The sequence below is a fragment of the Cloacibacterium normanense genome (assembly GCF_002943105.1).
Lineage (GTDB): Bacteria > Bacteroidota > Bacteroidia > Flavobacteriales > Weeksellaceae > Cloacibacterium.
This window is the reverse complement of sequence record NZ_PTPZ01000006.1, coordinates 71,011-91,502: the sequence shown is the minus strand read 5'-3', so window position 1 is coordinate 91,502 and position 20,492 is coordinate 71,011. Positions and strand designations below refer to the sequence as shown.

The window sequence follows — 20,492 nt, the reverse complement described above, 5'->3', positions numbered from 1 at the left end:
TATATTCAAAAAAACCGCTTCAAATTTCTTGAAGCGGTTTTTTGTTTATTTAAGAAACGATTTTATATTCTGAAAATAAATTTCGTTGATAATTTTTCGGAGTAATACCTTCAAAAGTTTTAAAGGTTTTGATGAGATGATTGGTATCAGAAAAACCAGTCGCAAAAGCTACTTCTTTAATGCTTTGGTTTTCTTTGAGCAATTCTTTAGCACGTTTTATTCTTTGCTGAAGAATATATTCATTTGGAGACGTTCCGAGTTCGTATTTAAAAAGTTTAAAGAAATTAGATTTGCTTACGAAAGCCAATTTTGCCAAATGTTCAATACTTAATTTTTGATGAAGATTGTTTTTAATATAGTCTATGATAAAAGCCAATCGGTTTGAAGTTTTCAGGGTTTTGTAATCGTTTTCAATGAGTTTTCCTGCTTGAGTTTGCATCAATCTCACCAATAATTCTTTCAGCGCCAAATCTGCCATAATATCCTTATTCATGTTATCTTCCATGGCAATTCTCATGAGATTATTGGTTGCAGAAGCAAGTGGTAAACTGTTGAACAGATAAAATTCTTCGCTAGAAATTCTCCAGCAAGTGCTTTCGTCTACTTTCATCAATTTGGTATTGAGATAATGCAAAGATTCTTCTACAAAATCTGGACTGAAACTTAATGCAATACATTGTGAAGGAGTTTCGTCTGCCTCTGGAAAATCGATGACCATTGTTTCACCGGGAGAAACTAAAACCGTTTCACCAGGAAAATAATCAAAATACTCAGATTTATTTTCCAATTTCATGTGCTTTTTCCCTCGTAACATCGCTGTAAAAGTCAAATCATTAAACTTTAGTTTAACATCTTCTGTCTTCTTGTGCGTTTCATACAAAGAAAATTCACAATTATTTAAGGTGAAAGTAGTCTTGTTTTCTATTATATTTTGTAATTGCTCATGTCCCGTTAATTCAGGGGTATAGAGCAAATGTTTGTCTTCTCGTATCATAAACTATGAATGATATTTTTGATAAAATAATCAATTTGGCTAAATATATAATAATTTTTCAATCAAACAAGATTTATATTAAAGTATTATAATCAATATTTTCAAAACACTATTATACTATTATTTGAGACGATTTTACCATGACATTTGTCATGTTTAAGATAATTTGGCTGAAAATTAAAAATTCAACAAATTATGTCAACACACATCAATCGTCCGGTTTTAAAAGAAAAATACGACAACTACATTAACGGAAAATGGACTGCTCCTTCTACAGGACAGTATTTCGAAGTGCTTTCTCCACTTGATGGAAAAGTTATGGCAAAAGCTGCACATTCTGCGAAACAAGACATAGAAATGGCTGTAGATGCTGCATCTGAAGCTTTCAAAACATGGAGCGAAACTTCTGCGACAGAACGCAGCATTATTTTGAATAAAATTGCGGATAGAATTGAGGAAAATCTACCTTATATCGCTGCAGTAGAAACTGTAGATAATGGTAAAGCTGTAAGAGAGACATTAGCAGCGGATTTACCTTTAGCAGTAGATCATTTCAGATATTTTGCAAGTGTAATAAGAGCTGAAGAAGGTTCTATTTCTGAGTTAGACAAAGACACCGTTTCTATTATCGTACACGAACCAATTGGGGTAATTGCACAAATTATTCCTTGGAACTTCCCTATTCTAATGGCGGTTTGGAAACTTGCTCCTGCTCTAGCTGCAGGAAACTGCGTAGTTCTGAAACCAGCAGAAAGTACGCCTATTTCTATTATGGTTTTAATGGAGCTAATTGAAGATTTACTTCCTGCAGGTGTGGTGAATATTGTCAATGGTTTTGGCGCTGAGTTAGGAAGAACTTTAGTAACCAATCCAAAAGTGGCAAAAGCAGCGTTTACTGGTTCTACAGCTACAGGTAGAATGGTAATGCAATATGCTACAGAAAATATTATTCCAGTGACTTTAGAATTGGGAGGAAAATCTCCAAACATCTTCTTCCCTTCTGTGATGGATGCAGATGATGAATTTTTTGACAAAGCCATTGAAGGAGCGGTATTATTTGCTCTAAATCAAGGTGAAATCTGTACTTGTCCTTCTAGATTATTGGTTCATGAATCTATAGCTGATAAATTCTTAGAAAGAGTGGTAGAAAGAACTAAAGCCATCAAAACAGGAAATCCTCTTGACCCAACCGTAATGATGGGAGCTCAAGCTTCACAAATTCAAAAAGATAAAATTCTTTCTTACATCAAATTAGGCAAAGAAGAAGGTGCGGAATTGCTTTGTGGTGGAGAAGTGAATCATCTAGGTGGAGATTTAGAAGGTGGATATTACATTCAGCCAACCATTTTTAAAGGGCACAACAAGATGAGAATCTTCCAAGAAGAGATTTTTGGGCCAGTTTTAGCGGTAACTACTTTTAAATCTACAGAAGAAGCGATAGAAATTGCGAACGATACTATGTATGGACTTGGAGCTGGAGTTTGGACGAGAGATGCACATGAATTATACAGAGTTCCTAGAGCGATAAAAGCTGGTAGAGTTTGGGTAAACCAATATCACGCATATCCAGCTGGTGCACCTTTTGGCGGTTACAAACAATCTGGTATTGGTAGAGAAAACCACAAAATGATGCTTGATCATTACAGACAATCAAAAAACATGTTGATTTCTTACAACAAAAATAAACTAGGATTTTTCTAGTTCACTTGTGATTTAAACTTTAAGGAATGTTGTTCATCAGCATTCCTTTTTTTAATTTTATAAAAAAAATTTAGAAATGGTAAAAAGTTTAGACGTAACAGAAAAAGCGTTGGAAGTCATTAAAACGCTAAAAGAAAAACACGGTGATTTAATGTTTTACCAAGCTGGGGGTTGCTGCGAAGGAACACAACCTCAATGTTTTGAAAAAGGAGGTTTCTACGTAAGAACCAATGATGCCATGATTGGTTTGGTAGATGGTTTTGAATTTTGGATCGATAGAGATTTATTTGAATATTGGAAATTTTCACATTTCACGCTAGATGTTACAGAAGGTTTCGGACCAGGCGGTTTTTCTCTGGAAACACCATTAGGAAAGACTTTTAAAATTATTTACAGACTTTTTACTGAGGAAGAATTGAAAAATTTAGAGCCTGTAAAAAGAATGGAGTAATCTGGTAATTGATAACTTTTCAATCTATTGAAAATTAAAAACTAATACATTTTTACATGACTACCTAAGTGTTTGTTTTGTGCATAAAATTACAAACGTCTATCAATAAAGACTTTTAGATGAAAATGATTGTGCATAAATCATATCTTAAAGTGAGTAAACAGAAAGCAAATTAGTCTATAAAAAGTAAATTTCTACGCTACCTTTACATCAATAAACAAGTCAAACTTTTAGGTAGAAAAATGAGAGTTGTGAAGTTTCTTCAAACTTGATTTTGATACCAAAAAAAGAACAAAGTTTAATTTATTAATAAATAGTTTTTTAAAATTTTCTCACAAGAATTTTGAAACAAAAAGATAAAGAAACTTAGATTCTTAAAGTAAGACTTAAAAATAGTCAACGTAGACTTTGGTTGTTTTTCAGAAGAATACAGAAGTGTTTGACAAGAAAATAGCTCAACCCAAATTCAAGTTGATAAAATTGCCCGAGCAATGGAATATGTTTTAATGAAAAATGGCAAAATTTTTAGAAATATCTGCGGATAGAATTTAAAAAGATGCAATTAAACATTTTTCGGGAGTTGAAGCAATAAAGGTTGCAGAGGCAATGTTTCCGGACTGATGACAGAAACGACAATGCTTTGAGAAAAGCAAAGAAGTTTTGCCATCAGTCTTTTTTATTTTCCACTTTTTTATTATTTTTACTCTGTAAAACAATAACCATGAGATCTTAGAAATTCTCCTTTCTTATTTTTAAGATTTCTTAAAAAATTTTAAAAATGGGAAATACCACATAATTCCTCAGAGTACTCTACTCTTTTTTCAAAAAAATCTTTTCTAGAATTTGATTTTATGTTCCTTTAGTAAAAAAACAAAAAAATAATCATTAAACCAATGTCTAAAAAAACATTACCTCCTATCTCTTCGGAGTATAAAAAACAAGTAACCAAGGCTATTCTCTACATCATTTTATTCTTTTTAGTTTATTTAGTATTAATCACTTTGGCACTAATATTAGTCGCTGCTATTGGCTATTTAGTATTTGAAATCATTGTAAATTTTAGATTTAATTATTTGGTCATTTTGCTTTCTGGTGGATTAATAGGAATGGCGGTTTTCATTTTGATTTTCTTGGTTAAATTTATTTTTAATTTTCAGAAAAATGATACCAGCGCATTTATCGAAATCAAAAGAAATCAAGAACCTGAATTTTTCAAATTAATAGATGAAGTGGTACAAGAAGTAGGAACAGATCAACCTAAAAAACTGTTTTTATCTAATGATGTAAATGCTTTTGTAAACTACAACTCTCCTTTTTGGAGCATGTTTTTCCCAGTAAGAAAAAATCTTACTATAGGAATGGGCTTAATCAATACCACTACGGTAAGTGAATTAAAAGCGATTCTTGCACATGAATTTGGACATTTTTCTCAAAAAAGCATGAAGGTAGGAAGCTATGTAAATCAAGCCAATAAAATGATTTACGACATGCTGTACAATAACAAAGGCTTTGCAGATTCTATGGAAAGTTTTGCGAGTACTCATGCTATAATTGCACTTTTTACAAGATTGGCAGCGTGGATTATTGAAGGAATACAATGGGTGTTGACTAAGTTTTATGATTTTTTATATCTGAAACACATGTCGCTAAGCAGACAGATGGAATTTAATGCAGATGCAATCGCTACGTATGTGGTAGGTGCCGATGTTAAAACCTCTGCTCTTCTAAGACTAGACCTTTCAGAATCGGCGCTTTCTAATGCGATGAATTTTTACCTTGACAAAAATGTAAAAGCCGACACCAAAAATATCTACCAAAATCAGACTACATTGTTACATTTTTTTGCTCAAGAAAATAACCATGAAATTAAAAATGATTTGCCGTATATCAATATTAATGAAATAGAAAGGTATAATAAATCTAAGCTTCAAATTGAAGATCAATGGGCTTCTCACCCAACCATAAAACAAAGAATTGAAGCCATCAAAAAACTCAATATTCCTTCTGAAAAGGTAGACAATAGGATTTCTAAAAACATTTTGAAGCATTTTGATAAATACGCAGAGAAATTTACCAATAAACTCTTCGAGTATAATATGCTTACGCATACAGAAGAATTTCTTTCCGAGGAAGAATTCAGAGAGTAATATAAAAGCATAGTGAATGAAAAGTCCTTCCATAAGATTTTTAATTCTTATTATGATTTTAAAAATCCAATTTTCGAAAATCTTGAAAATGAAACGTCTACTATAGATGAGGTCGTAGCTCAAGATTTTTTCTCAGACGAAAAAGTAAGCCTTGTCTTTGAAAAAAATGCATTAGAAAACGATGCTAAAGTCTTAGAAATGATTCAAAATGGAACGTATAAATTGAAAACCTTTGATTATGACGGTGCAAAATTCACCAAAAGTCAAACACCAAAAGTCCTGAAAATTCTAAAACAAAGAGAAGAACAAGTTGACCAAAAAATCAAAGAAAATGATGATGCTATTTTAAAGTATCTTTTGCATAAAGCTTCGCATGAACAGAAAGAAAAATTTTCTGAATTGGCAACCCGTTTTACACAAACAGATAAAGATTTTGATGAGTATTATAATGCTTTTCAAGAGTTTGTTCCGTATATCAATTTTATGTCTCAAAGACTTGATTTCGAAACGATTATGAGAAACAGAAACATAATGGTTTCTAAAGAAAAGATTTTCAAAAAGAAAGTTACAGAGCTTTTATCTTCTACTTTTGCCATGTATATGGAAGAAGAAGACCAAGAAGTGCTAAGAGAATATGTGGATGCAGATTTTATTTACTTCGAACACAATAAGTATAACGATTCAGAAATACAGATTTTAGACAAAGCTCTAGGGAAATACCAAGAAACCATGAGCAAATCTTATTTCAAATTGAAAAAAGAATTATTAGAACTTATGGTAGAAATTTTAGAATAATTTTAATCCACCGTTTTACTAGAATCTTGGAGAAGTTGAGCCAGTTCTTTCATTTCAGCATCGGTTAAATATCTCCATTTTCCTATGGGTAAATCCAGTTTGATGTTCATTATTCTAATGCGCTTCAGTTTTTTTACTTCGTAGCCTAGATATTCGCACATTCTTCTGATTTGGCGGTTTAAACCTTGTGTAAGTACAATTCTAAATTGCAAAGTATCGATTTGTTCTACTTCGCATTTTTTGGTTACGGTGTCTAAAATCGGAACACCATTGCGCATTTTTTCTAGAAATTTGGGTGTAATGGGTTTGTCTACACGTACAATGTATTCTTTTTCGTGGTTGTTTCTGGCGCGTAAAATTTTATTCACAATATCACCGTCAGAAGTCAATAAAATCAATCCTTCACTAGGTTTATCAAGTCTACCGATGGGGAAAATTCTTTTCGGGTGATTGATGTAATCTACGATGTTATTTTTTTCACGTTTGGTATCTGTGGTGCAAACAATTCCGATGGGTTTGTTAAATGCGATATAAATGTGTTTTTCTTCTGTTTTTTTGATGTTTTTGCCATCTACGCAAATTTCATCAGCATCAGAAACTTTAGTTCCTAATTCTGGCTTTTTGCCATTGATGGTAATTCTTCCTTGTTCCAAAAGTTTATCGGCTTCTCTTCTCGAACAAAAACCTACTTCTGATAAATATTTATTGATACGCGTTTCCACAAATTTTTGCAAAATTTAAATGTTAATCAGAAAATCTAAACTCATTTTCCAAAATTTCTGCGTGGGCATTTTCTACATGGTACTCTCCTATTTTGGTTCTTCTGAGTTGAGTAAGATAAGCACCAACTCCTAAATTTTGACCAATATCGTGAGCCAAACTTCTGATGTACGTTCCTTTGCTACAACCTACGGTAAAAGTGACAAAAGGAAGATGAATTTCGATGTTATTGAGATAATGAATGGTTGTTTTCCTAGATTTCATTTCTACTTCTTGACCAGCTCTTGCTAAATCATAAGCGCGGTTTCCATCTATTTTTATCGCTGAAAAAACAGGCGGTTTTTGTTCAATTTCTCCTACAAATTTTGCCAAAATTTCCTTTATGAAATTTTCTGTAATGTGTGAATAATCGGTGTGAAGGATTTCTGGTTTTTCGGTGTCGTAAGATTCTGTTTGTACGCCAATTTTAATTTCGGCGATGTATTCTTTTGGCGCATCTTGAATTTCTGGAATTTTCTTGGTGAATTTTCCGGTGCAGACAATCAATAAGCCAGTTGCTCTAGGATCAAGCGTTCCAGCATGACCTATTTTAAATTTTTTAGGAAGATGGAACTCTCTTTTGAGTTTGTACTTCAATTTATTAACAGCCTGAAAACTGGTCCAATCCAAAGGCTTGTCCACCAAAAGTACTTGTCCGTTTAAAAAATCTTCTGCGTTCAATGTAAAAAGTATAAAATGAAATTACTTCACCCAACCAAAATAAATCAACAATAAAATCCCTGCAATAATTCTATACCAACCCCAAGGTTTGAAGCCGTATTTGGTCAAAACACCAATGAAAAACTTAATCGCAATAACCGCTACTACAAATGCTACCAAATTCCCCACGAAAAAACTCATCGTGTTTTCTGGAGTCGCAAAAATCATTTCGTAACCTTTTTGCTCCACTCCATTATGATTCCAATCTTTTACAAAAATCGAATAAAAGGTAACCGCTAACATAGTAGGAACTGCCAAAAAGAATGAAAACTCTGCGGCAGCCTTTCTGGTAAGGTTTTGTTGCATTCCACCAATGATAGAAGCCGCACTTCTACTCGTTCCTGGCATCATCGCTAGACATTGCCAAAAGCCAATTGTTAATGCTTTTTTGAAAGTAATATCTTTTTCATCATCTATCGTATGTTTGGTGAAAATCTGGTCGATAAAAAGTAAAATAATACCACCTACAATCAGAACAACTGCAATGGGAATTGGTTTTTCTAATACCGTTTCTATTTTATCATCAAATAATTTTCCTAGAACCAAAGCTGGTAAAACGGCAACTGCCAATTTTAAATAGAATTTAATGTTTTTAAAATCAAAAAATTTCTTCCAATACAAAAAAACTACCGCCAAAATAGCTCCAAACTGAATAGAAACTTGAAACATTTTAACAAATTCATCTTCTTGAATTCCAAAATAAGAACTCGTGAAAATCATGTGTGCGGTAGAAGAAACGGGTAAATATTCGGTAAGACCTTCTACAATTGCAATAATAATTGCTCTGATTAAATCCATAAACTGTATTGTGATAAAAAAATTAAAAGATTCAAATACCAATTCAAATCTTTTAATTCTTTAGTTTTTTTAAATGTTTTTATTTGTTTCTTTTAAGAATAGCGAAAACCTGAACTACAAATCCAGCAATCACCAATAACGGCGCTATTCTGATTCTTCTGATGGAGAAAATGTCTTCATTCCAAGCATTAGGATCTAGTTTTCCGTCGACTGTATTAGCATCTGGACCGAGCATTAAAAGAAATCCTGCTAAAATTAAAGCCAATCCTACCAACATGAGTTGATAGTTTTTTTTGCCAAAATAAAAAGGATTGTGCTGGGATTCAGACTTTTCTATAGTTTGTTTTTTAGACATTTTTAAAATTTTCTATGAGTAATATAAATCATCTACACTAGATGCTAAGAATCTCCAAGTTGCAAAAACTGTACTGATGACGGTAATAAGAATTCCCACTCCAAATACGATTGCGACTAACCAAATGTATTGATTGGTGTCTTGTACAAATGGAGTCCCGATTTCGCTGGTAAAGAAATACCAACCAGTGAATAATGCTGTTAAACCAATAATAGCACCGATAATTCCTAAGATTACCGCTTCTTTTACAAATGGTTTTAAGATGAATCTGCGTTTTGCACCTACCAATTGCATGGTTTTGATAATGAAACGTTTAGAGAATATTTTTAAACGGATAGAATTGTTAATCAACACCATTGCTACGATTAAGAATAAGATAGAAAATGCCAAAATCCAAGTCAAAATTCTATTCAGGTTATTGTAAACTTCAATCGTCAATTTACTGTCGTTTTTCACTTCTTTTACGCCTTCTACTTCATTCAGTTTTTTTACAACATCATTTATTTTTTCAGGATCTACGTATTCTGGTTTCAAGGTAACTTCTACAGATGGTGGAAAAATATCTCCTTCAAAAAGTGCATCTGTTTCTATACCCAATTGTTTTTTGGCAAGTTCAGTGGCTTCTTGCTTAGAAATAAATTTAGCTTTTTTCACAAAAGGCTGTAATTTTATTCTTTCGTAAGTTAATTTTTGCAACTGCTCTGCTTTCGCAGAATCTCTAGGGTCTATATAGTCATCAAAATAAGCTTCTACCACCAATTGCTCCTTGATATAATCCGAATATTTTTGAGCATTTATCAATATCAACCCAAAAAGTCCTACTAAAAATAATACCAATGCAATACTAATGGATACGGTAATGTTGCTAGAACGGAGCCTTTTCTTGTTTAAATCTTCTGCTAATTTTGCCATCAATAAAAAATTTTCTGCTAAAATAGAAAAAAAACTCCGAAATTTGCCCCTGAACAAACACAAAACTGTGTTAAAAAATCTTAAAAATTTTGAACGTAAAAGCAAAAAAACATCTTGGTCAGCATTTTTTAACTGATGAAAATATTGCCAAAAAAATCGTAGAAGGTCTTGACTTTCAACCATATCATTATGTATTAGAAGTAGGTCCTGGAACAGGTGTTTTAACCAAATATCTCCTCGAAAAACCTACGGAAACTTACGTTGCAGAAATAGACATAGAATCCATAGAATATCTGAAATTACATTATCAAAAACTTGAAAATAAACATTTTACAGGTGATTTTCTCAAAATTAATTTAAGTGATGTTTTCTCTGGTGAAGTGGCGGTAATTGGCAATTTTCCCTACAATATTTCGTCTCAGATTCTTTTTAAGATTATAGAAAATTATCAGCAGATTCCAGAAATGGTAGGGATGTTCCAAAAGGAAGTGGCAGAACGTACAGCTGCGGTTCCTAGAACCAAAGATTATGGAATTTTGTCGGTTTTGGTTCAAGCGTATTATGATGTGAAATATCTCTTTACCGTTCACGAAAACGTTTTTAACCCACCTCCAAAAGTAAAATCTGGAGTCATCAAACTTACCAGAAACAGAAAAGAAGGTTTGGAAGGCAATGAAATTCTTTTCAAACAAATTGTAAAAACGGGTTTTGGTCAAAGAAGGAAAAAACTGAGCAACGCACTGAAATCTCTAGATATTCCAGAAGTGTTAAAATCTCATGCTTTTATGGATAAACGTGCAGAAGAACTGAGTGTAGTAGATTTTATCAACTTCACGAAAGAATGGAAAGCTGCAAAAAATTAATTGAAATCTTTCTGAATTAACTCTTCTAATTTCGATTGTAAATCGTGAATTTTAGCTTTTAATTCCTTGATTTCTTGCTTGTTATTAGAGACATTGCTCTTGAGAATTACTTTTTGAGCTTTTTCTTTGTGTTCATCTTCGTCTTCATCATCAGCAATCTCGTCGATATCTTCTTGAATTTCGTCAATGTCTTCCTGAATTTCATCGATGTCTTCTTGGATTTCATCAATGTCTTCCTGAATTTCGTTTACATCTTCCTTAATCACTTCTATGTGTTTATTGCTCTTGTTCACAGACATTTGAATGAAAATAGACAAGTAAATCGCTTCTAAAGACACAATCGTGGTGAGAACCAAAAGCATTTCTTCGAATTCTACTACTTTAAATAGCGGAAGTAAAAAACTGGTGATAAATAGTAAAGTGTGAAAGACCAATGAAGAGGTAGAACCAATCCAAATGATAACGCTGTCTGCCATTTTATCGAGCATCGTACTATTTTCTGTTTTAAGTTCTCTAAACTTCATTTTGCTTAATTTTTTGACAAAATTACGATTAAAAATCGACTAAAATTTGACTTTAATGATTATTAATGTGAATTTTTGAACTCTTATTTTGTATTTTTGCAAAAATTCTAACTTTTTATCCCAATTAATTTCTGTGATTGAAGAGCAAAAAATATCTCACACCTTACAGTTTCTCATCGAGGAAAGAAATGTAAAAGCTGTTTCTGAAGCCATTTCGGAAGTAGAAGCGGTAGATATTGCCAAGATTTTTGAAATTCTAGAAGAAGAAGATCAAAAATTTCTTTACGAAATTATGGATAATGAGCGCTCTGCAGAAGTACTACTCTATATAGACGAAGACGCGCGTAAAAAATTCCTAAAAAACTTCTCTACCAAAGAGATTGCAGATAATATCATCAACGAAATAGATTCCGATGATGCGGCAGATATTATTGCAGAATTGCCTGAATATCAACAAGATGAAGTTATTCAGCACTTAAATGACGAGGAGCACGCACAGAATATTGTAGAACTTTTGCGTTATGATGAAGATGTTGCAGGTGGTTTAATGGCAACCGAATTGGTAAAAGTGAATCAGAATCTTTCTATTATTTCTGCGGTCAAAGAGATGCGTAAACAAGCCGAAGAAATGGAAGAAGTCTACTCTATTTATGTAGTAGATGATTCCGAAAAATTACTCGGGTTGTTAAGTCTCAAAAAATTATTAACCACTTCATCTTCTACTCGAGTTTCAGATGTTTATAACTCTAAAATTCAATACGTTAAAGACACTGAATCTGCTGAAGAAGTAGCGCGTTTTATGCAGAAATATGACTTGTTCGAAGTTCCTGTTGTTGATAAATTAGGAAAATTAGTCGGAAGAATTACGGTAGATGACGTTATCGACTTTATTACCGAAGAAGCAGAAAAAGATTACCAGTTAGCATCGGGGATTTCTCAAGACGTTGACTCTAGTGATACCATTTTTCATTTAACCAAAGCGAGATTACCTTGGCTATTCATTGGAATGGTAGGTGGTTTAATTGGTTCTAGAGTGTTGCAAAGCAATCAAAATGCGATGCACGACATTCCTGCATTGATGTTTTTCGTTCCGCTGATTGCGGCAACTGCGGGAAATATTGGAGTTCAAGCTTCGGCAATTATTGTACAAGGTTTAGCAAATAACACTTTAGGAAAAGATACTTTTAAAACTTTATTCAAGGAAGTAAGCGTTTCTGCAGCTTCAGGAATGATACTTTCTTTAATTATTTTTGGATTCAATTTATTGATTAACCATAATGATTTGATGGTTTCTGTGACCATTTCTATCTCTCTTTTAGCAGTAATTATGGTAGCGGCGATTATTGGAACCATTGTTCCTATTGTTCTGGAGAAAAATAAAATAGACCCCGCAATTGCTACAGGTCCTTTTATCACCACTTCTAATGATATTTTAGGAGTTTTAATCTATTTTGCTATCGCAAAAGCACTCCTCCACATTTAGAAATATTTTTTATAATAACTCATTAGAAACGCCAATCCCGAAAAGAGCATAATCGTATACAGCAGGATCTTGTGGATTGTATTTTCTGATGATTTGGTCAAGTTCTTCTACGGCTTTCCAATCGTTTTGAGTTCTTTGTAAAATTCCTAATTTTCTGGAAATATTCGCGGTGTGAACATCTAATGGAATGGATAAATATTGAGGAGAAAGGTTTTTCCAAATGCCAAAATCTACGCCTTTTTTATCTTGACGAACCATCCATCGCAGAAACATGACCAATCTTTTTGAAGCAGAATTTTTATAAGGTGAACTCACGTGTTTATGACTTCTGTGCGGAATTTCTCCTAAAAAACGAGTTCTAAATCTTTCGATAGCATGATAATAATTTTCTTCGTGTTCTTTTAAAAGAAATAACTGCTCTAAACTTTCAAATTCAATGTAAACGCTTTTCAAATTCAATATAAACTGCTCGAAATCTTCTGCTGAGAAAGTTCTATGAACCGCCTTATTTTCTAATTTTTTGAAATCTTTTTGGGTTACATTCATCACGAAATCATACGGAGAATTTCCCATGAATTGGATGATTTTTTGAGCTGATGTAATGATGGATTTTCTATTTCCCCAAGCGATTGTAGCTGCGAAAAATCCTGAAATTTCTATGTCTTGTTTCAAAGAAAACTGATGCGGAATAGAAATAGGGTCTAATTCAATAAAATCTACATGATTATATTTTTCGGCTTTTTGATTGAGAAATTCAAAGATTTCTTGTTCGTTCATCATAATTTGTGGGATGATGGATGTTTGATGTTTGAAATTTTGCAGACTGATTAGAGTTAAACTCTAACTGCGAAATAAAAATTATAAATCAAAAATCGTAAATCTTAAATTTTAACGGCTTCCAATTGCTCTGGAAGATAAGTTTCAGGGAAAATTTCACAGGCTTCACTGAGAAAAACCGACAAGTCATTGTAGCGATTAGAAAAATGCCCTAAAATTAATTTTTTAACATTGGCTTTTCTGGCAATTTTCGCAGCTTCTAGAGCAGTTGTATGCCCTGTGTAATCTGCCATTTTCTTTAAATCATGTAAAAAAGTAGCTTCGTGATACAACACGTCTACATTTTTAATAATCGGAATGATGCTCTCTAAATATCGAGTATCACTGCAAAAAGCATAAGAAACAGAAGGTTCTGCTGGTTTCGTTAAATTTTCATTTTTGAGAATATAACCGTCACTCAACTGAATATCTTTGCCGCGTTTTAAATTATGATAATCACAGATTTCAATTTCAGGATATTTAGAAATTTCCTGCATATTGAGGTGTCTTTCTTTTGGTTTTTCCTTAAAAAGATAGCCGTTACAGTAAATTCTATGGTCTAATGGAATGGTAAAAACCTCTACTCGATTATCTTCATAGACTTTTTCAGATTTTTTAGAAGAAAGTTCATGGAAAACAACCTCAAAACCTTGTTGCGTTTCGGTAATTCTAAAAATGGTTTCCATCATTTCTTTAATGCCTTTTGGACCGTACACATGAAGTGGCGTTTCTCTACCCAAAAGTCTAAAACTAGAAATCAATCCCGGCAAACCAAAAACATGGTCGCCATGAAGGTGTGAGATAAAAATGTGATTAATTTTAGAAAATTTGGCTTTAGCTTTTCTCAATTGAACTTGCGTTCCTTCACCACAATCGATGAGGAAACAACGCTCTTCCATTTCTAGAAATTGCGCAGTAGGTGCAGATTTCACAGTAGGAATTGCTGAGTTATAGCCGAGAATTGTTAAATAGGTACTCAAAATGCTTAAATGATGATTTTTAGAGGTTTAAAGTCTGCAAATTTCGTGAAAATTATTCTAATATCAAAAGTAGAAAACTATTTATTAATCTGTGAAATCTGTGGAATCTGTGGAAGTTTTTTTTTATAAAAACTATTTTTCTAAAAATGCAAGAAATTTATCTAAAGCATTTTTGCGGTGACTCATGGCATTTTTTTGTTCTGCAGGCATATCTGCAAAAGAAATTTCATGATTTTTGGGAATGAAAATCGGGTCATACCCAAAACCTTTATTGCCGCTTTTTTCTTTGCTTAAATCACCATAAACTCTACCTTCAAAGTATTCTGCTCCATGTTCGTTATACAAGCATAAAACCGTAATAAAATAAGCTTCTCTATCATTTTTGTCTTGCATTTCTTCTAGAACTTTGGTCATGTTTTTATCAAAATCATGATTTCCTGCGTAACGAGCAGAATAAATTCCAGGTCTTCCATCAAGCGCCGGAACTACCAATCCAGAATCGTCTCCTAAACTGGGTTTTCCAGTTTTTTCAAAGCAGAATTTGGCTTTAATCAAAGCGTTTTCGTGGAAAGAATTTCCGTCTTCTATTATTTCGTCGTGAATATGATAATCAGTAAGTGAAGTAATGTGGTATTTTTCGCCTAAAATCTGTTGAATTTCTTCTTTCTTGTGTAAGTTGTGCGTGGCAACGAGGATTTCCATTATGTAATATTAAATATAAGATTTATAATTTTTAAATTTTTAGCGCTTATTCTCTGTAATAAATTCTATTTCGGTACATGAATAAATAATAAGAAACAGACAAAAGTACAATTCCTACTATTAGACCATAATATTCTGGAAGATGTAAGTTTTCAGTCACGCTTTCTGAATTTCCATTCAGTAATAAATAGGCAGAAATAAAATTATTAAAAGCATGCAATAAAATGGGCATTAATAAGGATTTTGTCTTGTAATAAACTACGCCTAAAACCAATCCTAATAAAAATGCATTGACTGTTTGCCAAGGATTAAGATGAAAAATTCCAAAGGCTAAAGCTGAAAAAATAATCGCTTTTGCTGGTTTTACACCTTTATTAATCAATCCTTTTTGAATGATACCTCTAAAGAGAATTTCTTCTAAAATGGGCGCAAAAAGTACCGTAAGCAGATAGATTCCCGCAGTATCTGTAGCGATGGTGCTAAAAGCATCAGACATTTGATCATACAAAGGACCAAAAAACTCTCCTTCAATAGGAATTCTTGAAACTAAAAATTCAGAAACCAACATCATTCCTAGCATCATAGGGAAAATCATAAGATAAACATGAAAAGGTCTGGTTTGCATGTTAAAATTGAGCTTTTTTCCATGACTCTTCATCACGAAAACATCAAAACCTATAATCGGAAAAAGCACTGTGCAGAGATAACTCACAATAAAAAATACCATGCTGCTCTGTATTTCTGGATAGTCTTGCTTTAGAATAAAATAAGCAAAAAGCGTATACAAACCTAAAACCATGATGCCAATAAATAGTCCAGCAAATAAAGCTGCCGCCGCTTTGAAATCAAAAATATAATTCCTGTATTTTGTATTGTCTATACTCATAAATGGTTATAAGTTGATGGGTGTTCAAAAAAAATCTAAAGAAAAATTTCTAAAAACTTATTTTGTTCAAAGATAGAAAAATGAGTGAAGCTACAAGTAGGAAGCTGAAAGTTTTTTGCGCCTTTGCGTGGAAATAAACCAATATTTTCAAATCTCAATAAAAATCACGATTTTTGCAACTTCAAAATTTAGAAATGAGTTTATTACAAGAAATATCAAAACGTAAAACTTTCGGGATTATCTCTCACCCAGATGCTGGAAAAACTACTTTGACGGAGAAATTACTTCTTTTCGGAGGAGCAATTCAGGAAGCAGGTGCTGTAAAATCGAATAAAATTAAAAAAGGAGCAACTTCCGACTTTATGGAAATCGAAAGACAAAGAGGGATTTCGGTGGCGACTTCGGTTTTAGCATTTGAATACAAAGGAAAGAAAATCAACATTCTCGATACGCCCGGTCACAAAGATTTTGCGGAAGATACGTACAGAACGCTTACTGCGGTAGATTCTGTAATTGTAGTAATAGACGTAGCAAAAGGTGTGGAAGAGCAAACTGAAAAACTCGTAGAAGTTTGTAGAATGCGTAAAATCCCTATGTTGGTTTTCATCAACAAACTCGATAGAGAAGGTAAAGATGCATTTGATTTGCTGGATGAAGTTGAACAAAAATTAGGCTTAAAAGTAGTTCCGCTTTCGCTTCCGATTGGTATGGGAAGTGATTTCCAAGGAATTTATAATATTTGGGAGAAAAACATTCAGTTGTTTCTTGAAGAAAAGAAACAAAAAGTAGGCGAAACCATCGTCATCAATGATATCAATGACAGTTCAGTAGATGAAATCATAGGTGAAAAAGCTGCAGCTACTTTAAGAGACGAACTAGAACTTATAGAATCAGTTTATCCAGATTTCGATAGAGAACAATATCTTACTGGTGAACAACAACCGGTGTTTTTTGGTTCTGCTTTGAATAATTTTGGGGTAAGAGAATTGCTAGATGCGTTTGTAGAAATTGCACCAATGCCTCAACCCAAAGAATCTGACCTTAGATTGGTAAAACCAGAAGAGAAAAATTTTACAGGATTTGTCTTTAAAATTCATGCCAATATGGATCCAAAACACCGTGATAGATTGGCTTTCGTGAAAATTGTTTCTGGAACTTTTAAGAGAAATGAAAACTATCTTCTAGTAAGAGAAGGTAAAAAAATGAAGTTTTCTTCACCGAATGCTTTCTTTGCAGACAAAAAAGAAGTGGTAGACGAAAGTTTTCCTGGAGATATTGTAGGTTTACACGATACTGGAAGTTTCAGAATTGGAGATACTTTAACTGCTGGTGAAAAATTACAGTTCAAAGGAATCCCGAGATTCTCACCAGAACATTTCCGTTATATCAATAATGATGATCCTTTAAAAGCTAAACAATTGGCGAAAGGTATTGACCAATTAATGGATGAAGGTGTGGCGCAATTGTTTACATTAGAAATGAACGGCAGAAAAATTATTGGAACAGTGGGTGCGCTTCAGTACGAAGTAATCCAATACAGATTAGAGCATGAATATGGCGCAAAATGCACGTATGAACCTATCGGAATTCATAAAGCGTGTTGGATTGAAGCCGACGAAAAATCTGAAGAATTCAAAGAATTTGCAAGATTAAAACAGCGTTTTATGGCAAGAGATAATCATGGTCAGTTAGTGTTTTTAGCAGATTCTGCTTTTACGATTCACATGACTCAAGAAAAATTCCCGAATGTAAAATTACACTTCATCAGTGAATGGAATCACGCAAAATAATTATTCTCTTTAGAATGATAAGAAATAATACATGATAAAAATCTTCAAGGAAACTTGGAGATTTTTTTTTGTAAAAAGCCAATTTATATTATCTTTACGGCCGTAATTAAAATCAATAACCATGAAAAAACTAATTTCCCTTTCAATGCTATTATTAGCATTTTCTTTTGTGTTCATTTCTTGTAGTAGAGACGATGATGAAGGTTCTTCTTCTTCCAATTACATTCAGGTAGATAATGGCAGTAAACTCGCTGTTTCTAGTGCTGCTGTAATGGGTTTCAAAGCAAGTGATGCTTCAGAAGAGAATTTTTACACCATTACGCTCATTAACACTGCGGGAACTTCAACGAAAATGGCATCTTTAGCCATTTATTTCCCTTACAATCAGTCTATGGATGGTACTTATACCTTAACAAGTACTTCTAGAAAATTAGATGATTGGTTAAGCAGTTATGCTGAAACTACAGGTTCTGCTATGCAAAATTATAACGACTTAACACAAGGAACATGTACTGTGAAAAGAAATTCTACAGATAATTTTACGGTAAGTTTTTCTTTTAAAACAGCTTCTGGCAAAACCGTAAATGGTGAATTCAGTGGTAAAGCTTCTGTTCAAGAAAGTAACTAAAAGTATATTTCTCAATACAAGTCCTCAGATTTTTTCTGAGGATTTTTTTTGTAAAAATTTTGAAAATTATTTTACAATTCATTGATTTTCAAAAATTTAATGTAAATACGATTTTTTACCTATTTTTAGGGAACATTTTTTGTATTAAGTTTGGCATCAACAAAACTATTAAAATGAAGAAAACAATTTTTAGTCTTTTTATTGCTACTCTATTATTGGTAGCTTGTAATAAAACCGATATTCAACAAACAGCTGATTCCTTTAAAACAGCAGATAGCCTTTTTAACCAAGCAAAAGAAAGTTATCAAACCCTCGATTCTATTTCTAAAATTGTCAATGATTCTAACAGTACGGTAGGAAAAGTAATCCTTCCAGAAATTAATAAGCATAAAGAAATCATAGAAGATGCCATTAAAAAAGGAAATGTAAACATAGATTCCCTCAACAGGGAATTTAAAAAATTAGATAACAAAAGCCAACAAGCACAAGACATTAGAAAAGCGATTGATTCAGCGAATAATGCCATAAAAAGTGGCGACAATGCTGCTGTGGTCATTGCTGAAACGGCCAATAAAATTTTGAAACAAACTTCTAAAAATAATACACAAAACCAATCTGAACCAGAGATTCAAAATCAAAATCAAGTTCAGAATCAACCAGTTCCTCAGCGTGAACTCTACCCTATTTCGAAAACCACGAGATTGCAAGTTTCGGTAGAAGATTTGGCTGCTGCAAAATCCCTGTTAAATCAAGAATTGAGCACGTACAATGCAGATATTATCACAGAAAATTATACCGAAAACGAAGGAATTGCCAAACAATATTTGACCGTAAAAGTACCATTGAGTAATTTTAATGAATTGGTGAATAAAATGAGCAGTCTGGGAAATGTAGAATCTAAAAATACAGAAGTGCAAGGCAATGATTATGTAGGAAGCCAAATGTGCGATGTGGAACTCACTTTGGTAGACAATACTCCAGAAACCAATAATGCAGAGGATTTAAACATTCTGAATGACGAACAAAAAGATGAAACTTTCGGGGATAAATCTTCTAATGCATTTATGAAAGGATTTGCGGTTTTGGGTGGATTATTTTTAGCGCTTATTCCGTTTTGGCCAATATTTTTAATCGGAGGAATTGTTTGGTATTTCGTGGCAAAAAGAAATAAGAAAAAACGCGAAGAAGAATTCCAAAGACGATTGGCTTTAGAAAGAGAAAAAATAAAAGCAGCGGAAGCATTAAAACCATCAGCAGAAACGCCTCAAAATACAGAACCAACCAATGCTGAGGAAAATAAAAACGATGACGATATTTCTAAATATATGCCGAAAGAGAAATGAAAAATTAAAGAATTAAAATATTTAAAAATTAAAATCCTTCAGAAAATTCTGAAGGATTTTTTTAGTTTTTTCCAATATCGTCAAAAAACACTTTTTCTCTAAAATTTGGATATTTTTTGCCGATAAAAATATTTAAACTGAATCCAAACATATGTAAATTCCTTGATGATCACTTAAAATTCCTGCTTCAACAAAGACATTGCTTTCTAAAATTTTTGATGTTAAATTTTGTGGAATAATGATGTGGTCAATATTTTTCTTAAGGTTTTTCGTGGTATTATATAAACTTAGTTTGTCAATAAGATTTTCTATAGTTTTAGTAGTTTCTTTATTAATGCAATATTGCATTTCATTTTCAAGAAATGAAGTGTTCAAATCTCCAACAATCAATAAATTTTGATTGGTCTTGTATATATTTTCACAATCTGTGACACAATTTTCAAGCTCCTTTTTTGCAAAAGGTAGTTTATTAAACCATGTCCCAATAATTGTTGCATAAATTACAATGTCACCAAATTCTGTTTCAAATTCAAGCGCTAAACTTGTTTTATTATCACTAACTTGATATTTCTTCCTAGAAGGAAATTTTGAATAAATAATTGTTCTAAATGCTTTTTCTCCATTTAAATATTGGGAATAATTCAAATTTTCATAATCAACATTTTGAGGTATTTGTTCTGAAAAATAACAAAAATTATAATTCTTTAAATTAAGAGCTAAAGCTTCTGTTAAAATAAAAAAATCAAAATCTTGTTGATTAAGAAATTTTTCAATTTTTAGAAAATGATTTGGAGAGTTATAAATTTTTGCCCAATCTATGTTTAATGTTGCTATTTTCATAAAAT

At 32.5% G+C, this 20,492-nt stretch carries 21 protein-coding genes; 9 read left to right on the top strand and 12 right to left on the bottom strand.

The window, feature by feature from the left end:
- Positions 1 to 49: 49 nt before the first annotated feature.
- Positions 50 to 994, bottom strand: a complete 945-nt coding sequence (locus C3729_RS10200; protein WP_104794048.1) for an AraC family transcriptional regulator — start codon at positions 992 to 994, stop codon at positions 50 to 52.
- Between the two features lie 195 nt (positions 995 to 1,189).
- On the opposite strand from C3729_RS10200, the gene C3729_RS10195 reads away from it, so the two are divergent.
- From C3729_RS10195 to C3729_RS10180, 4 genes are all read left to right on the top strand, one after another.
- Positions 1,190 to 2,695 (top strand): aldehyde dehydrogenase family protein, encoded by a 1,506-nt coding sequence (locus tag C3729_RS10195; RefSeq protein ID WP_104794047.1) that lies wholly within the window; start codon positions 1,190 to 1,192, stop codon positions 2,693 to 2,695.
- 76 nt (positions 2,696 to 2,771) lie between these two features.
- On the top strand, positions 2,772 to 3,146 hold the full coding sequence (locus C3729_RS10190; protein WP_104794046.1) for a DUF779 domain-containing protein: 375 nt from the start codon (positions 2,772 to 2,774) through the stop codon (positions 3,144 to 3,146).
- Positions 3,147 to 4,039: 893 nt separating this feature from the next.
- Positions 4,040 to 5,293, top strand: a complete 1,254-nt coding sequence (locus C3729_RS10185) for a M48 family metallopeptidase (protein ID WP_104794045.1) — start codon at positions 4,040 to 4,042, stop codon at positions 5,291 to 5,293.
- 12 nt (positions 5,294 to 5,305) lie between these two features.
- Entirely contained in the window at positions 5,306 to 6,088 is a 783-nt protein-coding gene (locus tag C3729_RS10180) for a hypothetical protein (RefSeq protein WP_104794044.1), read from the top strand.
- A 2-nt stretch (positions 6,089 to 6,090) separates the two neighbouring features.
- On the opposite strand, the gene rluF is transcribed toward C3729_RS10180, so the two are convergent.
- The 5 genes from rluF to C3729_RS10155 form a co-directional block, all read right to left on the bottom strand.
- The gene (gene rluF / locus C3729_RS10175) at positions 6,091 to 6,810 is read right to left on the bottom strand and encodes a 23S rRNA pseudouridine(2604) synthase RluF (protein ID WP_104794043.1); all 720 of its coding nucleotides are present in this window, start codon (positions 6,808 to 6,810) and stop codon (positions 6,091 to 6,093) included.
- Positions 6,811 to 6,832: 22 nt separating this feature from the next.
- Entirely contained in the window at positions 6,833 to 7,528 is a 696-nt protein-coding gene (truB, locus tag C3729_RS10170; RefSeq protein ID WP_104794042.1) for a tRNA pseudouridine(55) synthase TruB, read from the bottom strand.
- Positions 7,529 to 7,549: 21 nt separating this feature from the next.
- Positions 7,550 to 8,365, bottom strand: coding sequence for an undecaprenyl-diphosphate phosphatase (locus C3729_RS10165; protein WP_104794041.1), 816 nt, complete (start codon positions 8,363 to 8,365; stop codon positions 7,550 to 7,552).
- A 79-nt stretch (positions 8,366 to 8,444) separates the two neighbouring features.
- Positions 8,445 to 8,720: a DUF3098 domain-containing protein gene (locus C3729_RS10160; RefSeq protein ID WP_104794040.1), complete on the bottom strand. Its 276-nt coding sequence runs from the start codon at positions 8,718 to 8,720 to the stop codon at positions 8,445 to 8,447.
- 12 nt (positions 8,721 to 8,732) lie between these two features.
- Positions 8,733 to 9,632, bottom strand: a complete 900-nt coding sequence (locus C3729_RS10155; RefSeq protein WP_104794103.1) for a cell division protein FtsX — start codon at positions 9,630 to 9,632, stop codon at positions 8,733 to 8,735.
- 89 nt (positions 9,633 to 9,721) lie between these two features.
- On the opposite strand from C3729_RS10155, the gene rsmA reads away from it, so the two are divergent.
- Positions 9,722 to 10,495, top strand: coding sequence for a 16S rRNA (adenine(1518)-N(6)/adenine(1519)-N(6))-dimethyltransferase RsmA (gene rsmA / locus C3729_RS10150; protein ID WP_104794039.1), 774 nt, complete (start codon positions 9,722 to 9,724; stop codon positions 10,493 to 10,495).
- Here the strand turns inward: rsmA and C3729_RS10145 are convergent.
- Positions 10,492 to 11,019: a coiled-coil domain-containing protein gene (locus C3729_RS10145; RefSeq protein WP_104794038.1), complete on the bottom strand. Its 528-nt coding sequence runs from the start codon at positions 11,017 to 11,019 to the stop codon at positions 10,492 to 10,494. The two genes, rsmA and C3729_RS10145, sit on opposite strands and share 4 nt — an antisense overlap.
- 133 nt (positions 11,020 to 11,152) lie before the next feature.
- Between C3729_RS10145 and mgtE the strand changes: the two genes are divergently transcribed.
- Positions 11,153 to 12,502 (top strand): magnesium transporter, encoded by a 1,350-nt coding sequence (mgtE, locus tag C3729_RS10140; RefSeq protein ID WP_104794037.1) that lies wholly within the window; start codon positions 11,153 to 11,155, stop codon positions 12,500 to 12,502.
- A 9-nt stretch (positions 12,503 to 12,511) separates the two neighbouring features.
- Here the strand turns inward: mgtE and C3729_RS10135 are convergent, their stop codons facing one another.
- From C3729_RS10135 to C3729_RS10120, 4 genes are all read right to left on the bottom strand, one after another.
- Positions 12,512 to 13,279: a TIGR02757 family protein gene (locus tag C3729_RS10135; protein WP_104794102.1), complete on the bottom strand. Its 768-nt coding sequence runs from the start codon at positions 13,277 to 13,279 to the stop codon at positions 12,512 to 12,514.
- Positions 13,280 to 13,383: 104 nt separating this feature from the next.
- On the bottom strand, positions 13,384 to 14,298 hold the full coding sequence (locus C3729_RS10130; RefSeq protein WP_104794036.1) for a ribonuclease Z: 915 nt from the start codon (positions 14,296 to 14,298) through the stop codon (positions 13,384 to 13,386).
- A 132-nt stretch (positions 14,299 to 14,430) separates the two neighbouring features.
- On the bottom strand, positions 14,431 to 15,000 hold the full coding sequence (gene rdgB / locus C3729_RS10125) for an RdgB/HAM1 family non-canonical purine NTP pyrophosphatase (RefSeq protein ID WP_104794035.1): 570 nt from the start codon (positions 14,998 to 15,000) through the stop codon (positions 14,431 to 14,433).
- A gap of 46 nt (positions 15,001 to 15,046) precedes the next feature.
- Complete coding sequence (locus tag C3729_RS10120) at positions 15,047 to 15,886, bottom strand: CPBP family intramembrane glutamic endopeptidase (RefSeq protein ID WP_104794034.1); 840 nt, start codon at positions 15,884 to 15,886, stop codon at positions 15,047 to 15,049.
- A gap of 194 nt (positions 15,887 to 16,080) precedes the next feature.
- On the opposite strand from C3729_RS10120, the gene C3729_RS10115 reads away from it, so the two are divergent.
- The 3 genes from C3729_RS10115 (at position 16,081) to C3729_RS10105 (ending at position 19,647) form a co-directional block, all read left to right on the top strand.
- Positions 16,081 to 17,676, top strand: a complete 1,596-nt coding sequence (locus tag C3729_RS10115) for a peptide chain release factor 3 (RefSeq protein WP_104794101.1) — start codon at positions 16,081 to 16,083, stop codon at positions 17,674 to 17,676.
- Between the two features lie 121 nt (positions 17,677 to 17,797).
- Entirely contained in the window at positions 17,798 to 18,304 is a 507-nt protein-coding gene (locus C3729_RS10110; RefSeq protein ID WP_104794033.1) for a hypothetical protein, read from the top strand.
- 173 nt (positions 18,305 to 18,477) lie between these two features.
- Positions 18,478 to 19,647, top strand: a complete 1,170-nt coding sequence (locus C3729_RS10105) for a DUF4349 domain-containing protein (RefSeq protein WP_133159972.1) — start codon at positions 18,478 to 18,480, stop codon at positions 19,645 to 19,647.
- Between the two features lie 132 nt (positions 19,648 to 19,779).
- On the opposite strand, the gene C3729_RS10100 is transcribed toward C3729_RS10105, so the two are convergent.
- Positions 19,780 to 20,487, bottom strand: a complete 708-nt coding sequence (locus C3729_RS10100) for an endonuclease/exonuclease/phosphatase family protein (protein WP_133159971.1) — start codon at positions 20,485 to 20,487, stop codon at positions 19,780 to 19,782.
- Positions 20,488 to 20,492: the final 5 nt, after the last annotated feature.